General features: G+C 74.2%; 16 protein-coding genes. 8 read left to right on the forward strand and 8 right to left on the reverse strand.

Features of this window, described 5'->3' with window-relative positions; all coding sequences use genetic code 11:
* Nucleotides 1-14 precede the first annotated feature (14 nt).
* Entirely contained in the window at nucleotides 15-827 is an 813-nt protein-coding gene (locus ACIO92_RS33275; RefSeq protein WP_366445616.1) for a PhzF family phenazine biosynthesis protein, read from the reverse strand.
* A 242-nt stretch (nucleotides 828-1069) separates the two neighbouring features.
* On the reverse strand, nucleotides 1070-2824 hold the full coding sequence (locus tag ACIO92_RS33280) for an alpha/beta fold hydrolase (RefSeq protein WP_366445615.1): 1755 nt from the start codon (nucleotides 2822-2824) through the stop codon (nucleotides 1070-1072).
* A 359-nt stretch (nucleotides 2825-3183) separates the two neighbouring features.
* Between ACIO92_RS33280 and ACIO92_RS33285 the strand changes: the two genes are divergently transcribed.
* Entirely contained in the window at nucleotides 3184-3816 is a 633-nt protein-coding gene (locus ACIO92_RS33285) for a PadR family transcriptional regulator (protein WP_402058785.1), read from the forward strand.
* A gap of 97 nt (nucleotides 3817-3913) precedes the next feature.
* On the opposite strand, the gene ACIO92_RS33290 is transcribed toward ACIO92_RS33285, so the two are convergent.
* Together ACIO92_RS33290 and ACIO92_RS33295 are read right to left on the reverse strand one after the other, a co-directional pair.
* Nucleotides 3914-4342 carry an SRPBCC family protein gene (locus ACIO92_RS33290; protein ID WP_401242779.1) on the reverse strand — a complete coding sequence of 143 codons (429 nt, stop codon included), beginning with the start codon at nucleotides 4340-4342 and terminating at the stop codon, nucleotides 3914-3916.
* Nucleotides 4343-4411: 69 nt separating this feature from the next.
* On the reverse strand, nucleotides 4412-4636 hold the full coding sequence (locus ACIO92_RS33295; RefSeq protein WP_366445611.1) for a hypothetical protein: 225 nt from the start codon (nucleotides 4634-4636) through the stop codon (nucleotides 4412-4414).
* A gap of 196 nt (nucleotides 4637-4832) precedes the next feature.
* Between ACIO92_RS33295 and ACIO92_RS33300 the strand changes: the two genes are divergently transcribed.
* The 3 genes from ACIO92_RS33300 to ACIO92_RS33310 all read left to right on the forward strand — a co-directional run bounded on the left by ACIO92_RS33300 (nucleotide 4833) and on the right by ACIO92_RS33310 (nucleotide 8030).
* Nucleotides 4833-5441 (forward strand): Clp protease N-terminal domain-containing protein, encoded by a 609-nt coding sequence (locus ACIO92_RS33300; RefSeq protein WP_401242783.1) that lies wholly within the window; start codon nucleotides 4833-4835, stop codon nucleotides 5439-5441.
* Between the two features lie 41 nt (nucleotides 5442-5482).
* Nucleotides 5483-6634, forward strand: coding sequence for an EamA family transporter (locus tag ACIO92_RS33305; RefSeq protein ID WP_401242785.1), 1152 nt, complete (start codon nucleotides 5483-5485; stop codon nucleotides 6632-6634).
* Between the two features lie 409 nt (nucleotides 6635-7043).
* Nucleotides 7044-8030, forward strand: a complete 987-nt coding sequence (locus tag ACIO92_RS33310) for a DMT family transporter (protein WP_402284099.1) — start codon at nucleotides 7044-7046, stop codon at nucleotides 8028-8030.
* 121 nt (nucleotides 8031-8151) lie between these two features.
* Here the strand turns inward: ACIO92_RS33310 and ACIO92_RS33315 are convergent, their stop codons facing one another.
* Nucleotides 8152-8823, reverse strand: coding sequence for a pyridoxamine 5'-phosphate oxidase family protein (locus ACIO92_RS33315; RefSeq protein ID WP_401242790.1), 672 nt, complete (start codon nucleotides 8821-8823; stop codon nucleotides 8152-8154).
* Between the two features lie 37 nt (nucleotides 8824-8860).
* On the opposite strand from ACIO92_RS33315, the gene ACIO92_RS33320 reads away from it, so the two are divergent.
* On the forward strand, nucleotides 8861-10195 hold the full coding sequence (locus ACIO92_RS33320) for an aminotransferase class I/II-fold pyridoxal phosphate-dependent enzyme (RefSeq protein WP_402284101.1): 1335 nt from the start codon (nucleotides 8861-8863) through the stop codon (nucleotides 10193-10195).
* A 155-nt stretch (nucleotides 10196-10350) separates the two neighbouring features.
* On the opposite strand, the gene ACIO92_RS33325 is transcribed toward ACIO92_RS33320, so the two are convergent.
* A complete protein-coding gene (locus tag ACIO92_RS33325; protein WP_402284103.1) occupies nucleotides 10351-11364 on the reverse strand; it encodes a DMT family transporter in 1014 nt (337 codons plus the stop codon).
* Between the two features lie 74 nt (nucleotides 11365-11438).
* On the opposite strand from ACIO92_RS33325, the gene ACIO92_RS33330 reads away from it, so the two are divergent.
* The gene (locus ACIO92_RS33330) at nucleotides 11439-12341 is read left to right on the forward strand and encodes a LysR substrate-binding domain-containing protein (protein ID WP_366445604.1); all 903 of its coding nucleotides are present in this window, start codon (nucleotides 11439-11441) and stop codon (nucleotides 12339-12341) included.
* 21 nt (nucleotides 12342-12362) lie between these two features.
* Here the strand turns inward: ACIO92_RS33330 and ACIO92_RS33335 are convergent, their stop codons facing one another.
* Nucleotides 12363-12830 (reverse strand): pyridoxamine 5'-phosphate oxidase family protein, encoded by a 468-nt coding sequence (locus ACIO92_RS33335; RefSeq protein ID WP_366445603.1) that lies wholly within the window; start codon nucleotides 12828-12830, stop codon nucleotides 12363-12365.
* Between the two features lie 78 nt (nucleotides 12831-12908).
* Between ACIO92_RS33335 and ACIO92_RS33340 the strand changes: the two genes are divergently transcribed.
* The gene (locus tag ACIO92_RS33340) at nucleotides 12909-13652 is read left to right on the forward strand and encodes a cysteine hydrolase (protein WP_402284107.1); all 744 of its coding nucleotides are present in this window, start codon (nucleotides 12909-12911) and stop codon (nucleotides 13650-13652) included.
* 17 nt (nucleotides 13653-13669) lie between these two features.
* Here ACIO92_RS33340 and ACIO92_RS33345 read toward each other — a convergent pair whose 3' ends face one another.
* Nucleotides 13670-14104: a Rieske (2Fe-2S) protein gene (locus ACIO92_RS33345; protein WP_366445601.1), complete on the reverse strand. Its 435-nt coding sequence runs from the start codon at nucleotides 14102-14104 to the stop codon at nucleotides 13670-13672.
* 601 nt (nucleotides 14105-14705) lie between these two features.
* Between ACIO92_RS33345 and ACIO92_RS33350 the strand changes: the two genes are divergently transcribed.
* On the forward strand, nucleotides 14706-15356 hold the full coding sequence (locus ACIO92_RS33350; RefSeq protein WP_402284110.1) for an alpha/beta fold hydrolase: 651 nt from the start codon (nucleotides 14706-14708) through the stop codon (nucleotides 15354-15356).
* Nucleotides 15357-15358: the final 2 nt, after the last annotated feature.

The following is a 15358-nucleotide window of genomic DNA, read 5'->3' on the forward strand; positions in this document are numbered from 1 at the left end:
CGGCCCGGCGGAGGTCAGGCGTGCAGGTCGCCTTCGATGACGGTGACCGCGTGGCCGTTGAGCAGGGTCCGGTCGCCGCGCAGCCGGGTGCGGACGAGTCCGGTGCGGGCGCCGCCCTGGAGGCCGACGAGGTCGTCGCGGCCGAGGCGGGCCGACCAGTGGGGGGCGAGCGCGGTGTGGGCGCTGCCGGTCACCGGGTCCTCGTCGATGCCGAAGGCGGGGAAGAAGCCCCGGGAGGCGAAGTCGTACCCCCGGGTGGGGTCCTGTGCGGCGGCGGTCACCACGATCCCGCGCGGGGAGAAGCCCCGGAGGGCCCCGAAGTCCGGTGCGAGGGCGCGCACGGTGGACTCGTCGCGCAGTTCGACCAGGAGGTCCCCGACGTGTGCGGCGGTGTCGTGGACCGCGAGGACCTCGGCGCCCAGCGCCTCCGCCAGGCCGTCGGGGGTGGGCACGGGGGTGAGGGAGGAGGTGGGGAAGTCCATGGTGATGGTGCCGTCGGGCTCGGCGGTGGCGCCGAGGACGCCGCAGCGGGCCGCGAAGCGGACGGTGCCGGTGGCCGTACCGGTGGAGTGCAGGACGTGCGCGGTCGCCAGGGTGGCGTGGCCGCACATGTCGACCTCGGTGGTCGGGGTGAACCAGCGCAGGGCCCAGTCGGCCTCGCCGTGGCCGGCGGGCAGGGGGTGGGCGAAGGCCGTCTCGGAGAGGTTGACCTCGGCGGCGACCCGCTGGAGCCAGTCGTCCTCGGGGAAGGAGTCGAGGAGCAGGACTCCGGCCGGGTTGCCGGAGAAGGGCCGGTCGGTGAAGGCGTCGACGATTCGGATGCGCATGGCCCGACGGTACCGGGGGCGGATTTCGGGGGCCAAGGCCAATCGGGGAGATGTGGATCGATACCGTCCCGCTCGCGCCGGAGGGCCTTCTCGTGCCGGACGTCTCGCTGGTGCCGGACGGCTTCCTCGCGCCGACGTCTCCCAGGGTCGGGGCGGGCTTCTCGCAACCGGATGTCTTCCTCCATCCGGTGCGGGAGTGCCCGCCCCGGCGCGGTGGCGCGGGGCGGGCGGGTGCGCGGTGGTCAGCCGAGGGGCAGGTCGAGGTGGGCCTCGGTGCCGGTGGTGGAGCCCACGCTCAGGGTGGCGAGGTCGGGGTTGGCGTCCGAGTAGAGCTTGTCCTTGGCGTTGACCACGAGCAGCACCTTGTGGTCGGCGGCGATGTCGTAGGCGGCGGCCTGGAGGTTCCAGGACACGTCGACGGCCTTGCCCGGCTCCGCCCCGGTGAGGGTGTGGGGTTCGTGCGTGATGATGCGGGCGGTGCCGTCGGGGGCGAGGTCGAAGAGGTAGGCCACCAGCGTGGCGGACTCGGCGGCGGGGGTGAGGGTCAGCCGGACGCGCGGGATGCCGCGCACCCGGCGGGCTCCGGCGGCCGAGGTCCAGGTGGCGAGGTAGCGGCGGTCGAACTTCCCGGTGGCGTAGGTCTTCGGGTTGCCCTTCCACTCCTGCTGGCCGGTGGTCAGCAGATCGTCCACGGCCGTCGCCTCGGTGAGCCGGCCCGTGGTGAACGACGCCTTCCACCCGGCGGCCGGGGAAGCGCCGAGCGTCCCGTCCTGACCGCCGTTCCCGCCGGCCAGGTACAGCCGCTCGGTCTTCTTGGTCACATCGGCCCAGCTCGCGCTGGTCTCGCGGACGGCAGGCTCGAACATCACCTGGCTCTTCACCGGCTCCCAGCCGGGCACCTCGCCCTCGACGCCGAGGACGTGGTGGTCGAGCCAGGCGAGGGCCTCATCGACCGGGACGTTCGGGCCGGGGACGGTCAGTCCGGTGCCCTCCGGAGCGGCGTGGTCGCCGATCCAGAGGTTCAGGTGCTTGGGGACGGTCAGTGCCTCGAAGGTGGCCAGGGCGCCGTTGACCGGGAACAGCGTCTCGTGCCAGGTGTTGGAGTAGAAGGTCGGGACGCCCCGGCCGTTGGTCTCCTCGGTGTACGAGCGGGGTGAGCGCTCCAGGGCCCAGGCCCGTACGTCCTCCAGGTTCCGGCCTTCGCGGAAGTCGTCGAGGAGCTGCCGGGTGGCCGGATCGAACTTGCGGTCCTCGGGGCCGCCGGTGAACGCCACCAGGGTCTCCACGGCGGCCAGGTGCCGGGTGTCGTTGCCGAGCAGCGCCTCGGCCAGGTCGCCCCAGGTGCTGAGCGCCACCACCGCGTCGACCCGGCCCGCCGGGTCGAGGGCGGCGACGAGCTGGCTGATGCCCGATCCGTAGGACTCGCCGAGGAACGCGACGCGGCTGGGGTCGAAGTGCTGCTGCGCGTAGTCGATGACGGTGGAGCCGTCGGCCCAGTCGGAGGGCCCGGCCACGTCCACCGTCCCGCCGGAGGTGAACGGCGAGTCGACGTAGCCGCCGCCCGGGACCGGGAAGGTCTGGCCGATGCCGCGCGGGGTGTAGGCGAGGACGTGGTAGCCGCGCAGCGCGAGACGCAGGTACAGGTACTCGAACAGGACCCAGCCGAAGGGGGTCCAGCCGGCCGGGACGATGACGACCGGGCGCGGCTCGTCGCCCTTGAGCTTGATGGTGTGCGCGGAGAGCTTGACCCCGTCGTTCGCGGTGATCCTCGGGAATCCGATGACGGCGACCTGCTGGACCTGGGTGACGAGTTCCTGGAGCTCTGTGCTCAGCACCTGCCGCTCGACGGAGCCCGACAGCGTGGCGAACAGTGCCTCGCCCACGGCGGCGGCGTCGGACGAGACCTCCTTGCCGGAGGCCCAGAGTCCGGAACTCCGGACCCGCGCCAGCTGGTTCGCGGTGACCGGGGTGATGCCGTCGTCCTCGGGAGTGCTCATCTGCGACTGCCTTTCGCGGCTCGGTGGAGGGTTCGTGCCCCATGATCACCGCGCGTTCCGTCGCGCACGGGCGGCGTACGAGGCGTTCGCCGGAAAGGCTGACTTCGCCCCGGGGTGCTTGACAGGAAGTCGAAGCATCGGGTGCCGACTCCGGCGAGGGCGAGGGCGAGGGCGAGGGCGAGGGCGAGGGCGAGGGCGAGGGCCGGAGTCGTCCCGTCCCGCATCCGTGCCGTGGGGGATCGTCGCGGCGGGACCCGGACCGTATGGAGTCGTTCGCTTGCTCGTCGAACAGTTCCGATATATCGTTGAGGTATCACCGATGGTTCGGTGGTGTGGATACTCAGGAAAGGGGCGCTGTCATGCGTTCACAAGGACACGAGTGTGGAAACGGGCACGGGCACGGTGCCGGTCGTGGGGGCTTCGGTGCCGGGCCCCGGGGCGACTTCGAAGGGCGGCGGGCCGCGTTCGGGCCCTTCGGGCCCGGGTTCGGCGGAGGCCCCTTCGGGGGTGGCTTCGGCGGCGGGCGTGGTCGTGGAGGCGGCGGCCGGGGGCGGGCGCGGCGCGGTGACGTGCGCGCCTCGATCCTGGCGCTCCTGAAGGACCGCCCGATGCACGGCTACGAGATGATCAGGGAGATCGGCGAGCGCAGTGACGGGGCGTGGAAGCCCAGTCCCGGTTCCGTCTACCCGACCCTCCAGATGCTGGAGGACGAGGGGCTGATCGTCAGTGAGAGCGAGGGCGGCAAGAAGCTGTTCACGCTCACCGACTCCGGGCGTACCGAGGCCGAGGAAGGCCCCGAGGCGCCGTGGGAGGAGGCCGGTCGGGGGGTCGACTGGGAGGCCGTGAACGAGATCCGGCAGGCCGGTTTCGGCCTGATGGAGGCCGTCGGGCAGGTCTGGAAGACCGGCAGCCCCGAGCAGCGGCAGAAGGCGGTCGGGGTGATCAACGAAGCCCGCAAGAAGCTGTACCTGATCCTCGCCGACGAGCACTGAGCGGTGCCCGCCCCGGCCGGGAGCGATGACGCCGAAGGGCCCCGCGGCATCCTGCCGCGGGGTCCTTCGTGTCTCTGTCCGGGGTGCCGTGCCCCGCTCAGCCCACCAGGTCCGAGAGTTTCCGCAGCGACTCGGTCAGGGCCGCCGTCGCCGAGTCCCGCAGCTTGCCCGCCATCAGCGAGACCGCGGCCCCGGTGAACTGCCCGTCGATCCGCAGGAGGGTCGCCCCGCCGTCCGCCGCGAGCGAGTAGCGGGTGGTGACGATCACTCCCATCGGGCCCTTGCCCTTGATGGCGAAGGCCCGTTCCGCCTCCAGTTCCTCCACCGTCCAGAGCACTTCGGCGGGGAAGCCCATCAGCTTCATGTTCTCGGTGAAGGTGGCGCCGGTCTCCAGGGCCGTCGGGCCGCCGTCCGGGAAGCTGGTGTGGGTGGCGTTCCACTCGCCGTACGAGGGGAAGTCCAGGAGTCGCGCCCAGACCTTTCCGGCCGGTGCCTCGATCCGTGCCTCCGCGCTGACTTCGGCCATGAGACCACCCCTTCAGGCGTGCCAACTGGGTTCCGGTGTCGCGGAACGTAGCGGCGTGACCGTGAACATTCAATACTGATGAACTGTCAGTTCTGCGGTGGCCGGACCGGCCCCGTGGCCGATCCACCGGAGTTCGGCCTCGTCGAAGCTGTCGGAGGCGCGCGGAGCCCCGTCCTCCTCGTGGCGGTGGAACGCCGCCCAGAACAGATCGCCCGGCAGCGCCTCCCTGGGCGCGTACACCCGATAGACGTACTGCCGCCCGTCGAGCGCGAGCAGACCCACCATCCAGAACACGAACCGAGGACGCCCGGAGACGGTTCCTCGGTTGCGAAAGGGGCGCGTGGCAAGGCGGCGCGCGCCCCTCGGGGGCAACGCGCGCGATCTCATCCGTAAGGAGGAGGAACCGCGCGCACGTGCCCAACTCCGGTGGGATGCGGACATGCTTCTCCCTGGCGATGCCCCGGCCGCCCCCACCTGATGGGGTGAGAGGGTGCACCGTCCCGTCCCTTTCCCCCAGCCGCTCGGACAGCCCGCCGCCCCGCGCGCGGAGCTCGCGCCCTTCCTGACGCCGTCCCTGGCCACGGTCGTGTCGGGCGCGCGCCGCAGAGCGCTCCGGGACGGCGACCGGCAGATCGACACCGCACACCTCCTGCACTCGCTCGTCGAGTCCGACCCCGAGGTCGGTGCCGCGCTCGGCGGGGGCAGGGCCGCCCGGGTCCTCGGCTACCTCGTCCAGCGCTCCATCGGATACGGCCTGCGCTGGCAGCGCTCCGTGGAGGGCTCCGCCGCCGGACGCCCGCTGCCCGCCGTGCGCGGGTCCGGAGCCCGGGGCTCCCGGGCCGCCTCCGCCTGGTCGCCCGCCGCCTCCGCCGCCCTCACGGAGGCCTTCCGCCGGGCCGCCGTACGGGGTGACCCGCAGGCCCGTGGGACCGATGTGCTCGCCGGGATCACGGCCGATCCCGAGTGCCGGGCCGTCGAGGTGCTGCGCCGGGCGGGGATCGACACGGCGGCCCTGAACACCCGGCTCGCCGCCGGATCGGCCACCGTGGAGGAAGCCCCGCTTCCGCCGGGGGAAGGGGAGCCGTCCCAACAGGTGTGACGGGGGTTACGCGCCTGACCGCGTCCTGTCATCATGGCCCGATGCACGCGTCTCAGGGGAGAAGCGCCGGCCTGGGACTCGCCCTGGCCTCGGCCTTCGCATTCGGTGGTTCGGGAGTGGCGGCCAAGCCGCTCATCACGGCGGGGCTCGACCCGCTCCACGTGGTGTGGCTGCGCGTGGCGGGCGCCGCGCTCGTCATGCTCCCGGTGGCCTGGCGCCACCGGGACCTGCTCCGCCGCAAACCCGCCCTCCTCATGGGCTTCGGTCTGCTCGCCGTCGCCGGTGTCCAGGCCTTCTACTTCGCCTCGATCTCCCGCATCCCCGTGGGGGTCGCGCTGCTCATCGAGTACCTCGCCCCGGCGCTCGTCCTCGGCTGGGTCCGCTTCGTCCAGCGCAGGCCCGTCACCCGCGCGGCCGCCTTCGGCGTCGTCCTGGCCGTCGGCGGGCTCGCCTGTGTCGTCCAGGTCTGGTCGGGGCTCTCCTTCGACGTCGTGGGGCTGCTCCTGGCGCTCGCCGCCGCCTGCTGCCAGGTCGGTTACTTCGTCCTCTCCGACCAGGGCTCCGGCGAGGCGGAACAGGCCGACCCGCTCGGCGTCATCGCGTACGGGCTCCTCATCGGCGCCCTCGTCCTCACGGTGATCGCCCGGCCGTGGGGCATGGACCGGGCCCTCCTCGGCGGCCGGGTGGACATGGGCGGCGACGCGGTGCCCGCGTGGCTGCTGCTCGGCTGGATCGTGCTGATCGCCACCGTGCTCGCGTACGTCACCGGCGTCATCTCGGTGCGCCGTCTCTCCCCGCAGGTCGCGGGGGTCGTGGCCTGCCTCGAAGCGGTCATCGCGACCGTCCTCGCCTGGGTGCTGCTCGGGGAGCACCTCGACGCGCCGCAGATCATCGGCGGTGCCGTGGTCCTCGTCGGAGCCTTCATCGCCCAGTCCTCCACCCCGAAGGCACCCCCGGCGGAGCCCGTGGCGGGGTCGGTGCCGGGTGCGGTGGCGGGCGGTAGCGACCCGGAAGACGGCGGCCGGGGCGAGGCCACCCGGGACGGGAGGGGCCGGGCCGACGGCGGGCATGGCGGGGAGGGACCTGTCACCGGCGGCCCTGCCACGGGTGGCCCCGCCCACGACGCTCCGGTGCACGCCGGTGCGGCGGACGGCGGCACGGAAGGACCCGGGCCCGCGGGCGACCGGTCCTGAGGCCGTCGGCCCCGGGGACGTACCACCCGAAGGCGCTGGTCATGGGGGCGTACGACCTGAAGGCGCCGGTCATGGGCGTACGGACCGAAAGCTCCGGTCGTGCGGGGAGCGGGCCCGAAGGCTTCGGCCCCGGGGACGCCGGTCCTGAGGGCTTCGGCCTCGCGGGTGGCGGTTCCGGGGGCGCCCGTCCCCCGGGCGGACCGGATACGCGGTTGTCGGCGGGCCGGAACGCCCCCTAGGGTGCCGGTCATGCACGCGACTGCCCTTCCGCCGCCCGCCATCTAGCGCGCGGCACCTCTCCGACGAGGACCGGGCTCGGCCGGGCGGCTTCCGCCCCCGAGCGGTTCGTCGCTGCCCGCGCGCGGAGCCCGGCGACCATCCTTCCCTCTGTCCTCCACGGAGAAGTCACGTGTCGAACCCTTCGCAATCCGCTCTGCCCGTCGGCCGGAGCCTGCTCTATCTGATCGTCGCCGGAATCGCCTGGGGCACGGCGGGCGCCGCCGCCTCCCTGATCTTCCGGGTCAGCGACATGGGTCCCCTCGCCCTCTCCTTCTGGCGCTGCGTCGGCGGCCTCGTCCTGCTCCTCGGCGCGCTCGCGCTGCGGCCCCGGCGCGCCCGCACGGCGGGGGAGACGCGCGGTCGGCGGACCGCCCGCATCCTCGGCACCGGGATCGGGCTCACCGTCTTCCAGAGCGCCTACTTCGCCGCCGTGCAGTCCACCGGTCTCGCGGTCGGCACCGTCGTCACCCTCGGCGCGGGCCCCGTCCTCATCGCGCTCGGCGCCCGGCTCACCATGGGCGAGCGCCTCGGGCGCGGCGGCGCCGTCGCCGTCACCGGCGCGCTCGCCGGGCTCGTCGTCCTCGTCCTGGGCGGCGGCGCGACGGAGGTGCGGCCGCTCGGTGTCGTCCTCGCGCTCGTCGCGGCGGCCGGATACGCGGTGATCACCCTGCTCACCCGGTGGCTCGGCAGGGACGGCGGCCGGACGGACGCCCTCGCCACCACCACCTGGGCCTTCGCCGTCGGAGCCGTGGGACTGCTGCCCGCCGCGCTCGCCGAGGGGCTCGTCCCGCACACGGACGCGCCGCTGAGCGTGCTGCTCCTCCTCGGATACGTGGCCGCCGTGCCGACCGCGCTCGCCTACGCGCTCTACTTCGCGGGCGCGGCGGTCGTCCGGGCCGCCACGGTCTCCGTGGTCATGCTGCTGGAGCCGGTGAGCGCGGCCGTGATCGCCGTTTCCCTGCTCGGCGAGCGGCTGACCGGCGCGATCGTGCTCGGCACGCTGCTGCTGCTCACCGCCGTCACGGGGCTGGCGTTCGCCGAGACGCGTACGGCGGCGCGGCGCCGGGCGGAGGAGGCGCGGGAGTCGGGGGCGGAGGCGGAGGCGCTGGCGGTGTAGCGCCGTGAAACGGAGGGGGCGGACCCGGTGCGGGCCCGCCCCCCTTATTCGTACGGTGCTGCTTCTTGCTTCGTACCGTGCTGCCTTCGTACGGCTTCGTACGGTGCCGCTTCCGTACGGCTCAGAACGCGGCCAGATAGCCGGGCAGCGCCACCGCCGGGTCGAGGTCGTCCGAGGGGACCGGCCGGCCGTAGCCCCGGTGCACCGGGACCACGCCCGACCAGTGGGGCAGGCCGAGGTCCTCGGCGTCGTCGTTGGGGCCGCCGGAGCGGACCTTGGCCGACACCTCGTCCAGATCGATCCGGATCACGGCGGTGGCGGCCAGCTCCTTGGCGTTCGCGGGCCGGGAGTCGGCGGAGCGGCCGGGGACGACGTGGTCGACGAGCGCGTCGAGAACGGTGCGCAGCTCCTCGGGGTCGGTGACCTGGTGGGCGGTGCCGTGGACCACGACCGAGCGGTAGTTGATCGAGTGGTGGAAGGCGGAGCGGGCGAGCACGAGGCCGTCGACGTGGGTCACGGTGAGGCAGACGGGCAGCCCGGGGGCGGCGACCCCGTCACCCGCGGCACGCAGCGGGCGCGATCCGGTGGAGCCGTGCACATAGAGCCGGTCGCCGACACGGGCGTAGAGCGTCGGCAGGACGACGGGCGCGCCGTCCCGGACGAAGCCGAGGTGGCAGACGTAGGCCTCGTCCAGTATCGAGTGGACGAGCGCCTTGTCGTACGAGGCGCGCTCGCGGGAACGGGTGGGCACGGTCCGGTCGGTCGGGGCGTACGTGTCGGCGGCGGCGGTCATGTGGCCAACTCCATTGCACTAGTGCATACTGTTGTTTGTGCTAGGAGAATATCGGATCGAAGGTCGCCGCGCATCGGACATCGCCGCGAGCGTGGAACGCGGGGTCGGCGGCGGAGCCCTGCAGCCGGGCCAGTCCCTCCCGCCCATGCGGGAGTTGGCCGAGAGGCTCGGGGTGAACCCCAACACCGTCGCCGCCGCCTACCGCACCCTGCGCGAGCGCGGGGTCATCGAGACGGACGGCCGGCGCGGCAGCCGCGTACGGCCACGGCCCGCCACCACCGCGCGCGGTTCCCTCCGGGTCGAGGTCCCCGCCGGGGTCCGGGACGTGAGCGGCGGCAACCCCGACCCCGCCCTCCTGCCGCCGCTCGGCGCGGCCTTCGCGGAGGTCGCCCGGAGGTACGCCGAACGGCCCGGCATGTACGGAGAGGTTCCCGTCGACGAGGAGTTCGGACGGCTCGCGCGCGCGGCCTTCGACGCGGACGGGGTTCCCGACGGGCCCGTCGGCGTCGCCTCCGGCTCCCTCGACGCCGTCGAACGGGTCCTCGCCGCCCGGCTGCGGCCCGGTGACGCGGTCGCCGTCGAGGACCCGGGCTGGGGCAGCCTCCTCGACCTGGTGCCCGCGCTCGGCCTGCGGCCCGTACCGGTCGCCCTCGACGACGAGGGGCCGCTCCCCGGGGAGGTCGAGCGCGCGGTACGGAAGGACGGGGCACGGGCGGTGATCGTGACCGGCCGGGCGCAGAACCCGACCGGCGCCTGTGTGTCCGGGGCGCGGGCCCGGGAGCTGCGGCGGGTGCTCGCGGCCCACCCCGGCGTGCTGCTCGTCGAGGACGACCACGGGCACGGCTTCGTCGCGGAGCCGCTCCATCCGCTCGCCGGGGTCACCGACCACTGGGTCCTGGTCCGCTCCGTCGCCAAGGCCTACGGGCCCGATCTGCGGATCGCCGCCTTCACCGGGGACCACGAGACCGTCGACCGGGTGCTCGGGCGGCAGCGGCTCGGCCCCGGCTGGGTCAGTCGTCTCCTCCAGGGGGCCGTCGCGCACCTGTGGGCCACGGGCGCGGTGGACCCCGAAGCCGTCGCCCGCGCGTACGGGAAACGCCGCGACGGCCTCGTGCGGGCGCTGGCCCGGCGCGGTGTCGAGGCGCACGGGCGCGGGGGCATGAACGTGTGGGTGCCGGTCGCCGAGGAGACGGGCGCGGTGGCCGGGCTCCTGGCCGCCGGATGGGCGGTGGCCCCGGGCGCGCGCTTCCGGACGGACACCGGACCGGCCGTCCGCCTCACCGTCTCCGGCCTCACCGCCTCGGACGTGGAGGCCCTGGCGGAGGCGGTGGCGCGGGTGGCGGGGCCGGTGGCGGCACGGAGCTACGGGTAGCGGGGCGGCGGGCCCGGAGGTCGTGCGCCCGGTGGGTCCACATCGGGTGATGCGGGCCGGGCCCGGCCGGTGGTGTCGGCCGGGCCGGGACCTGATCGTGCGATCCGCCCCTGACGGGGGCCGGATCGAGGGGGTGCGCCTGCCCGCGGTGGGGCTCAGACCGAGGCGGCCTTCCGTGGCGTGTCGGCCGCCGGTCCGCTCTGCTGAGCCGGAGCCGGAGCCGGAGCCGGAGCCGGGGGCTCGGTGCGCCGGGAGGCGCGGGTCTGGGTGAGGGCCGCGCCCGCGAGGACCACCACCGCGCCGACCGGGGTGTTCCAGCTGAGCCCCTCGTCCAGCAGGGTCACGCCCGCCGCCGTGGCGATCACCGGGATGAAGTACGTGACCATGGAGGCCGTGGTCGGGCCGACCTCCTCGACCACTCCGTACTGGAGCAGCATCGCGTACCCGGTGCCCAGCGCGCCCAGTGCGATCACGGCGAGCAGCGGAAGGGCCTCCACGGACTCCGGCATCGAGGTGAACACCGGGGTCACCACGGCCAGTTGCAGCGTCGCTATCCCGACCTGAGAGGTGGCGAGGGAGAGGTTCGAGACCCCGGAGCCCGCGAGCGTCCTGCGGACGTAGATCCAGCCGACCGCGTAGCTGAACGAGGCCAGCAGGGCCAGCGCCGTGCCCGTCACGTCCAGACCCGAGAAGCCCTGCCAGGCGCCGAGGACGGTGAGCACGCCGACGAAGCCGATGCCGAGTCCGGCCGCGCGGACCCGGGTGGGCCGGTCCTCGGAGAGCGCCACCAGGGAGAGGAGCATCCCCCACAGCGGTGTCGTCGCGTTGCAGATGCCCGCCAGGGTCGAGGGGATCGTCAGCTCCGCGTACGAGAACAGGGAGAACGGCAGTGCGTTCAGGAGGAACGCGGCGACCGTCAGATGTCCCCAGACCCGCGCGCCGCGCGGCAGCCGGTCCCGCTTCACCGCCAGCGCCACGACGAGCACCGCCGTACCGAACAGGAGCCGTCCGAAAGTGACCTGGAACGGCGCGAAGCCCTCCGTGCCGACCTTGATGAAGACGAAGCTGAAGCCCCAGATGAGGGCCAGGACGCCGAAGCGGACGCGCCAGTCGAGGAGGCGCGAGGTGCGGGCGGGGGACGGGAGGGGCGGGGCTGCTGCGGGGCTCACGACACTCAGGGTGACGGCCCCGATCTCGTAGGACAAGCGAGAATTCCTCGACCCCTTCCCTTAGTATTGCTTACATGTTGAACCTGGAGCGCCTGCGCACCCTGGACGCCCTCGCCCGGCACGGCTCGGTCAGCGGCGCGGCCGAAGGGCTGCACGTCACCACCTCGGCCGTCTCCCAGCAACTGTCCAAACTGGAGCGGGAGGTGGGGCAGCGGCTGCTCGCCAAGAACGGGCGGGGTGTCCGGCTCACCGACGCGGGCCTGCTGCTCGCCGAGCACGCCGCCCGCATCCTCTCCCAGGTCCAGCTGGCCCAGGCCGACATCGAGGCGCAGCGCGGCCGGGTGGTGGGCGAGGTCCGCGCGGCGGCCTTCCCGACGGCGGCCCGGGGCCTCTTCCCCGCCGCGCTCGCCGCCCTGCGGGCCGACCACCCCGAGCTGCGCGTCCGTACGACGGAGCTGGAGCCCGAGCACGGTGTGCGGGCCGTGCTGCGGGGTGACGCGGACCTGGCGCTCGTCCTCGACTGGAGCAACAAACGGGCCCCCGTCCCCGGCGGTCTGGAGCGCGCCCACCTCCTCGACGACTCCGCCGACGTCGCCCTGCCCGCCGGGCATCCGCTGGCGGGCCGGGACGCGGTGGACCTGGTGGACTTCGCCGACGAGGAGTGGGTGTCCTGGCCGCAGGGCGAGTTCTGTCACGACTGGCTGATGTTCACCCTGCGTTCCCAGGGCATCGAACCCCGCATCGGGCACCTCGCGGGCGAGCACCACACCCAACTGGCGCTGGTCGCCGCCGGGCTGGGCGTGTGCGTCACGCCCCGGCTCGGCCGCACCCTGCCGGACGGCGTGGTCTTCGTGCCCGTACGGCAGAAGGTGCGGCGGCACATCTACGCCATCTGGCGCGGTGACGCGGGGCGCCGCCCCTCCGTACGGGCCGTCGTGGACGCGCTGCGGACGGCGGCGGAACCGCTGGCGAGCTGAGCCCGGCCGCGCCTCGGGCCCTCAGGGCCCCGCGAGCTTGCGGAAGTCCCAGGAGGCCACGGCCTCGGGGGTCAGCCGGAGCCAGGCGTGCCGCCCGTCGTGCGGCATCGCCTCCATACCGAAGTTCTTGGCCGCGAACAGGGACTCCACCGCGTCGAGTCCGGGGCACGGCTCACCCGTGCGCGGGGCCTCGCCCACGGGCTCGACCCTGCCCGAGAGCTCCACCCCGCGCAGTTCCCCGTACTCCTCGCCGTCGTCCACCACCACGGCGACCCTCGGATCGGCGCGCAGCTCCGCCCAACGGCGGCTGCGGGTCAGGGAGTACAGCCACAGCGAGGAGCCGTCCCAGACGAACCAGAGCGCGCTGACGTGCGGGCGCCCGTCGGCGGACACGGTCGCCACCCGGCAGGTGCGCTGTTCGGCGAGGAAGGAGTCGAGCTCGGCCGGGGTCATCATGATCCGGCGTCCACGGCGCTGTGCGACGTTCATCGTCCGCACCCTTCTGGATTTCTGACGAGACGTCAGAAAGCATGGAGGGCCATCCGCGCGCGTGCAAGGGGAGAGCCCATGGAGCAGGAACGGGAACAACGGGAACAGGGCCGGGGCCGGGATCGGGAAGAGGGCCGGGACCGGGGTCCGGAGCGGGGGCGGGGAGACCGGACCGAGGACCGGCTGGGGGAGGCGATACGGCCGGACGGCGGAGTCGTCCTGCTCACCGTGGAGTGCCAGCAGGGCGTCGTCGGACCGGACAGCGCGCTGCCCGAACTGGCCGCCGTCGCCCGCACGTCCGGCGCCCTGCGGAACGTCGCCCGGCTCGTCGCCGCCGCCCACGAGGCCGACGTCCAGGTGATCCACGCCGTCGCCGAACGACGCCCCGACGGCCGGGGCGCGAACACCAACGCGCGCCTGTTCCGGGCCGCGACCCGGCTGCCCGTGCAGCAGCACAGCGGCAGTACGGCCGTCCGGATCGCCGAACCGATCGAGGTCGCCGACGAGGACCTCGTCGTCCGGCGGCTGCACGGCCTCTCGCCGCTCGCCGGGACCGACGTAGGCCCCCTCCTGCGCAACCTCGGCTGCCGCACCCTGATCGTCACGGGCGTCTCCGTCAACGTGGCCGTGCCCAACGCCGTCTTCGACGCGGTGAACCTCGGCCACACGGTGGTCGTCCCCGGGGACGCCGTCGCGGGAGTGCCCGCCGACTACACCCCCGCGATGATCCGCCACACCCTCGCGCTCGTCGCCACCGTCACCACGACCGACGAGATCCTCGCCCGCTGGAAGCAGCCCCGCCGCTCCCCCCGGACCAGCTGAGGGCCCGGAGCCCGCCGTCAGCCGAAGCTGATCGCGTCGCCCACCACCTGGATCGGCGTCGGCGGCAGGGAAGCGGTGGCAGGACCGGACTTCACGCTCCCGTCCGACACGTCGAAGTGGCTCTGGTGGCAGGGACAGACGATGACCCCGTCCTTGACGGCGCTCACCGCGCAGCCCGAGTGGGTGCACTTGGACGAGAAGGCCTTGAACTCGCCCGCCTTCGGCTGGGTGATGACGACACCCCGGTCGGCGACGACCTTGCCGCCGCCCACCGGGATGTCACCGGTCCGCGCGAGCGTGCCGCCCTCCGCCGCCGCGCCCTCCTCGCCGGTGCCGTCGCTGCCGCCGGTGCCGCTGTTTCCGCTCCCGCCGCCTCCGCACGCGGTGAGCGCCGCCGCCAGCCCCGCACCGCCCGCCGCCGCGACCACCGTCCGGCGTGCCACTCCGCTCATCTGCCGCTCCTCTTCCCTCGGTGCCCCGGCGCGCCCGATGCGCCGTGTGCCGGACTCCGAGGCTACGGCGGCGGCCTGTGCCCCGTTCACGGGACGGGAGGTTCGCCTCGCGGACTGCCTTGACGCGTCGGCTACTTGACATGGTGAGGGAGGAAGGAGGAGAGCGGTCGGAATGAGGGCGGTACGAGGACGAGCGCCTCTTCGAGGGCGGCCCGCACCGGGCTTCGTGCGGGAGCCGGTACGGGGAGGAGGAGGCCCTGCGTACGGCCCGCACCGGGGAGGAGCGGCCTTCGCGCGCGGCCCGCACCCGGGAGCGGAGTGCGCCCCGCACGGCCGTCCGGCCCGTCGCCGCCCGCGCCCGGCGCACCGCCGGTGCCGTCCCCGGCGGCTCGTCCGGGTGAGTGCGTACCGTCCGGCCGGTCCGACCTGGCAGACTGCGGGCCTCACGGTCGTCTCCCCGGGACGCGGGCGTACCGTCCGGCCGGGGACACGGCAAGCGACTCCTGGAGGCTCCCATGGCGCAGCGGCCCGGACCCGCGGTCCTCACCGGCACCCGTCCCCGCAGACCACCACGGCCGGACCGGAGCGGAACGGACGCCCGATGACCCTGTGCCGCACCCGCCGGGCCGCCGAACCCGGCACGCTCCACGTCCGCACCGCGCCCGCCGTGCCCACCGCCGCCGTCCTGCTGCTGCACGGAGGCCGTGCCGAAGGGCCCGAGCCGCCGCCCGCCCTCAACTTCCCGGCGCTGCGTATGCGGCCCTTCGCCGCCGCCGTCTCCCGCGCCGTCCGGGGCCGGGAGGTCCTCATCGCCGAGGTCCGCTACCGCCACCGGGGCTGGAACGGGCCGAACGCGGACCCCGCCCGGGACGCCGAGGACGCCCTCGTACGCCTCAGGGAACAGGCCGGACCCGTCCCCGTCGTCCTCGTCGGCCACTCGATGGGCGGGCGCGCCGCACTCCGCGCGGCCGGTGACCCGGTCGTCCGGGGCGTCGTCGCCCTCGCGCCCTGGTGTCCCACCGGCGAACCCGTCGACCACCTCGGGGGCCGTCGCCTCTACCTGCTCCACGACGAGACCGACCGCGTCACCTCGGCCCGCGCCTCCTGGGACTTCGTCCGCAGGGCACGCGCGGCGGGCGCGGACGCGGTGGGCATCCCGATGCCGACGGGCGGCCACGCGATGCTGCGCGGCGCCCACCTCTGGCACCGCCGCGCGGCCGAACTCACGGCGGCCCTGCTGTCCCACGGCTGAAC

It is taken from the genome of Streptomyces sp. NPDC087215 (assembly GCF_044744885.1).
Classification (GTDB): Bacteria; Actinomycetota; Actinomycetes; order Streptomycetales; family Streptomycetaceae; genus Streptomyces.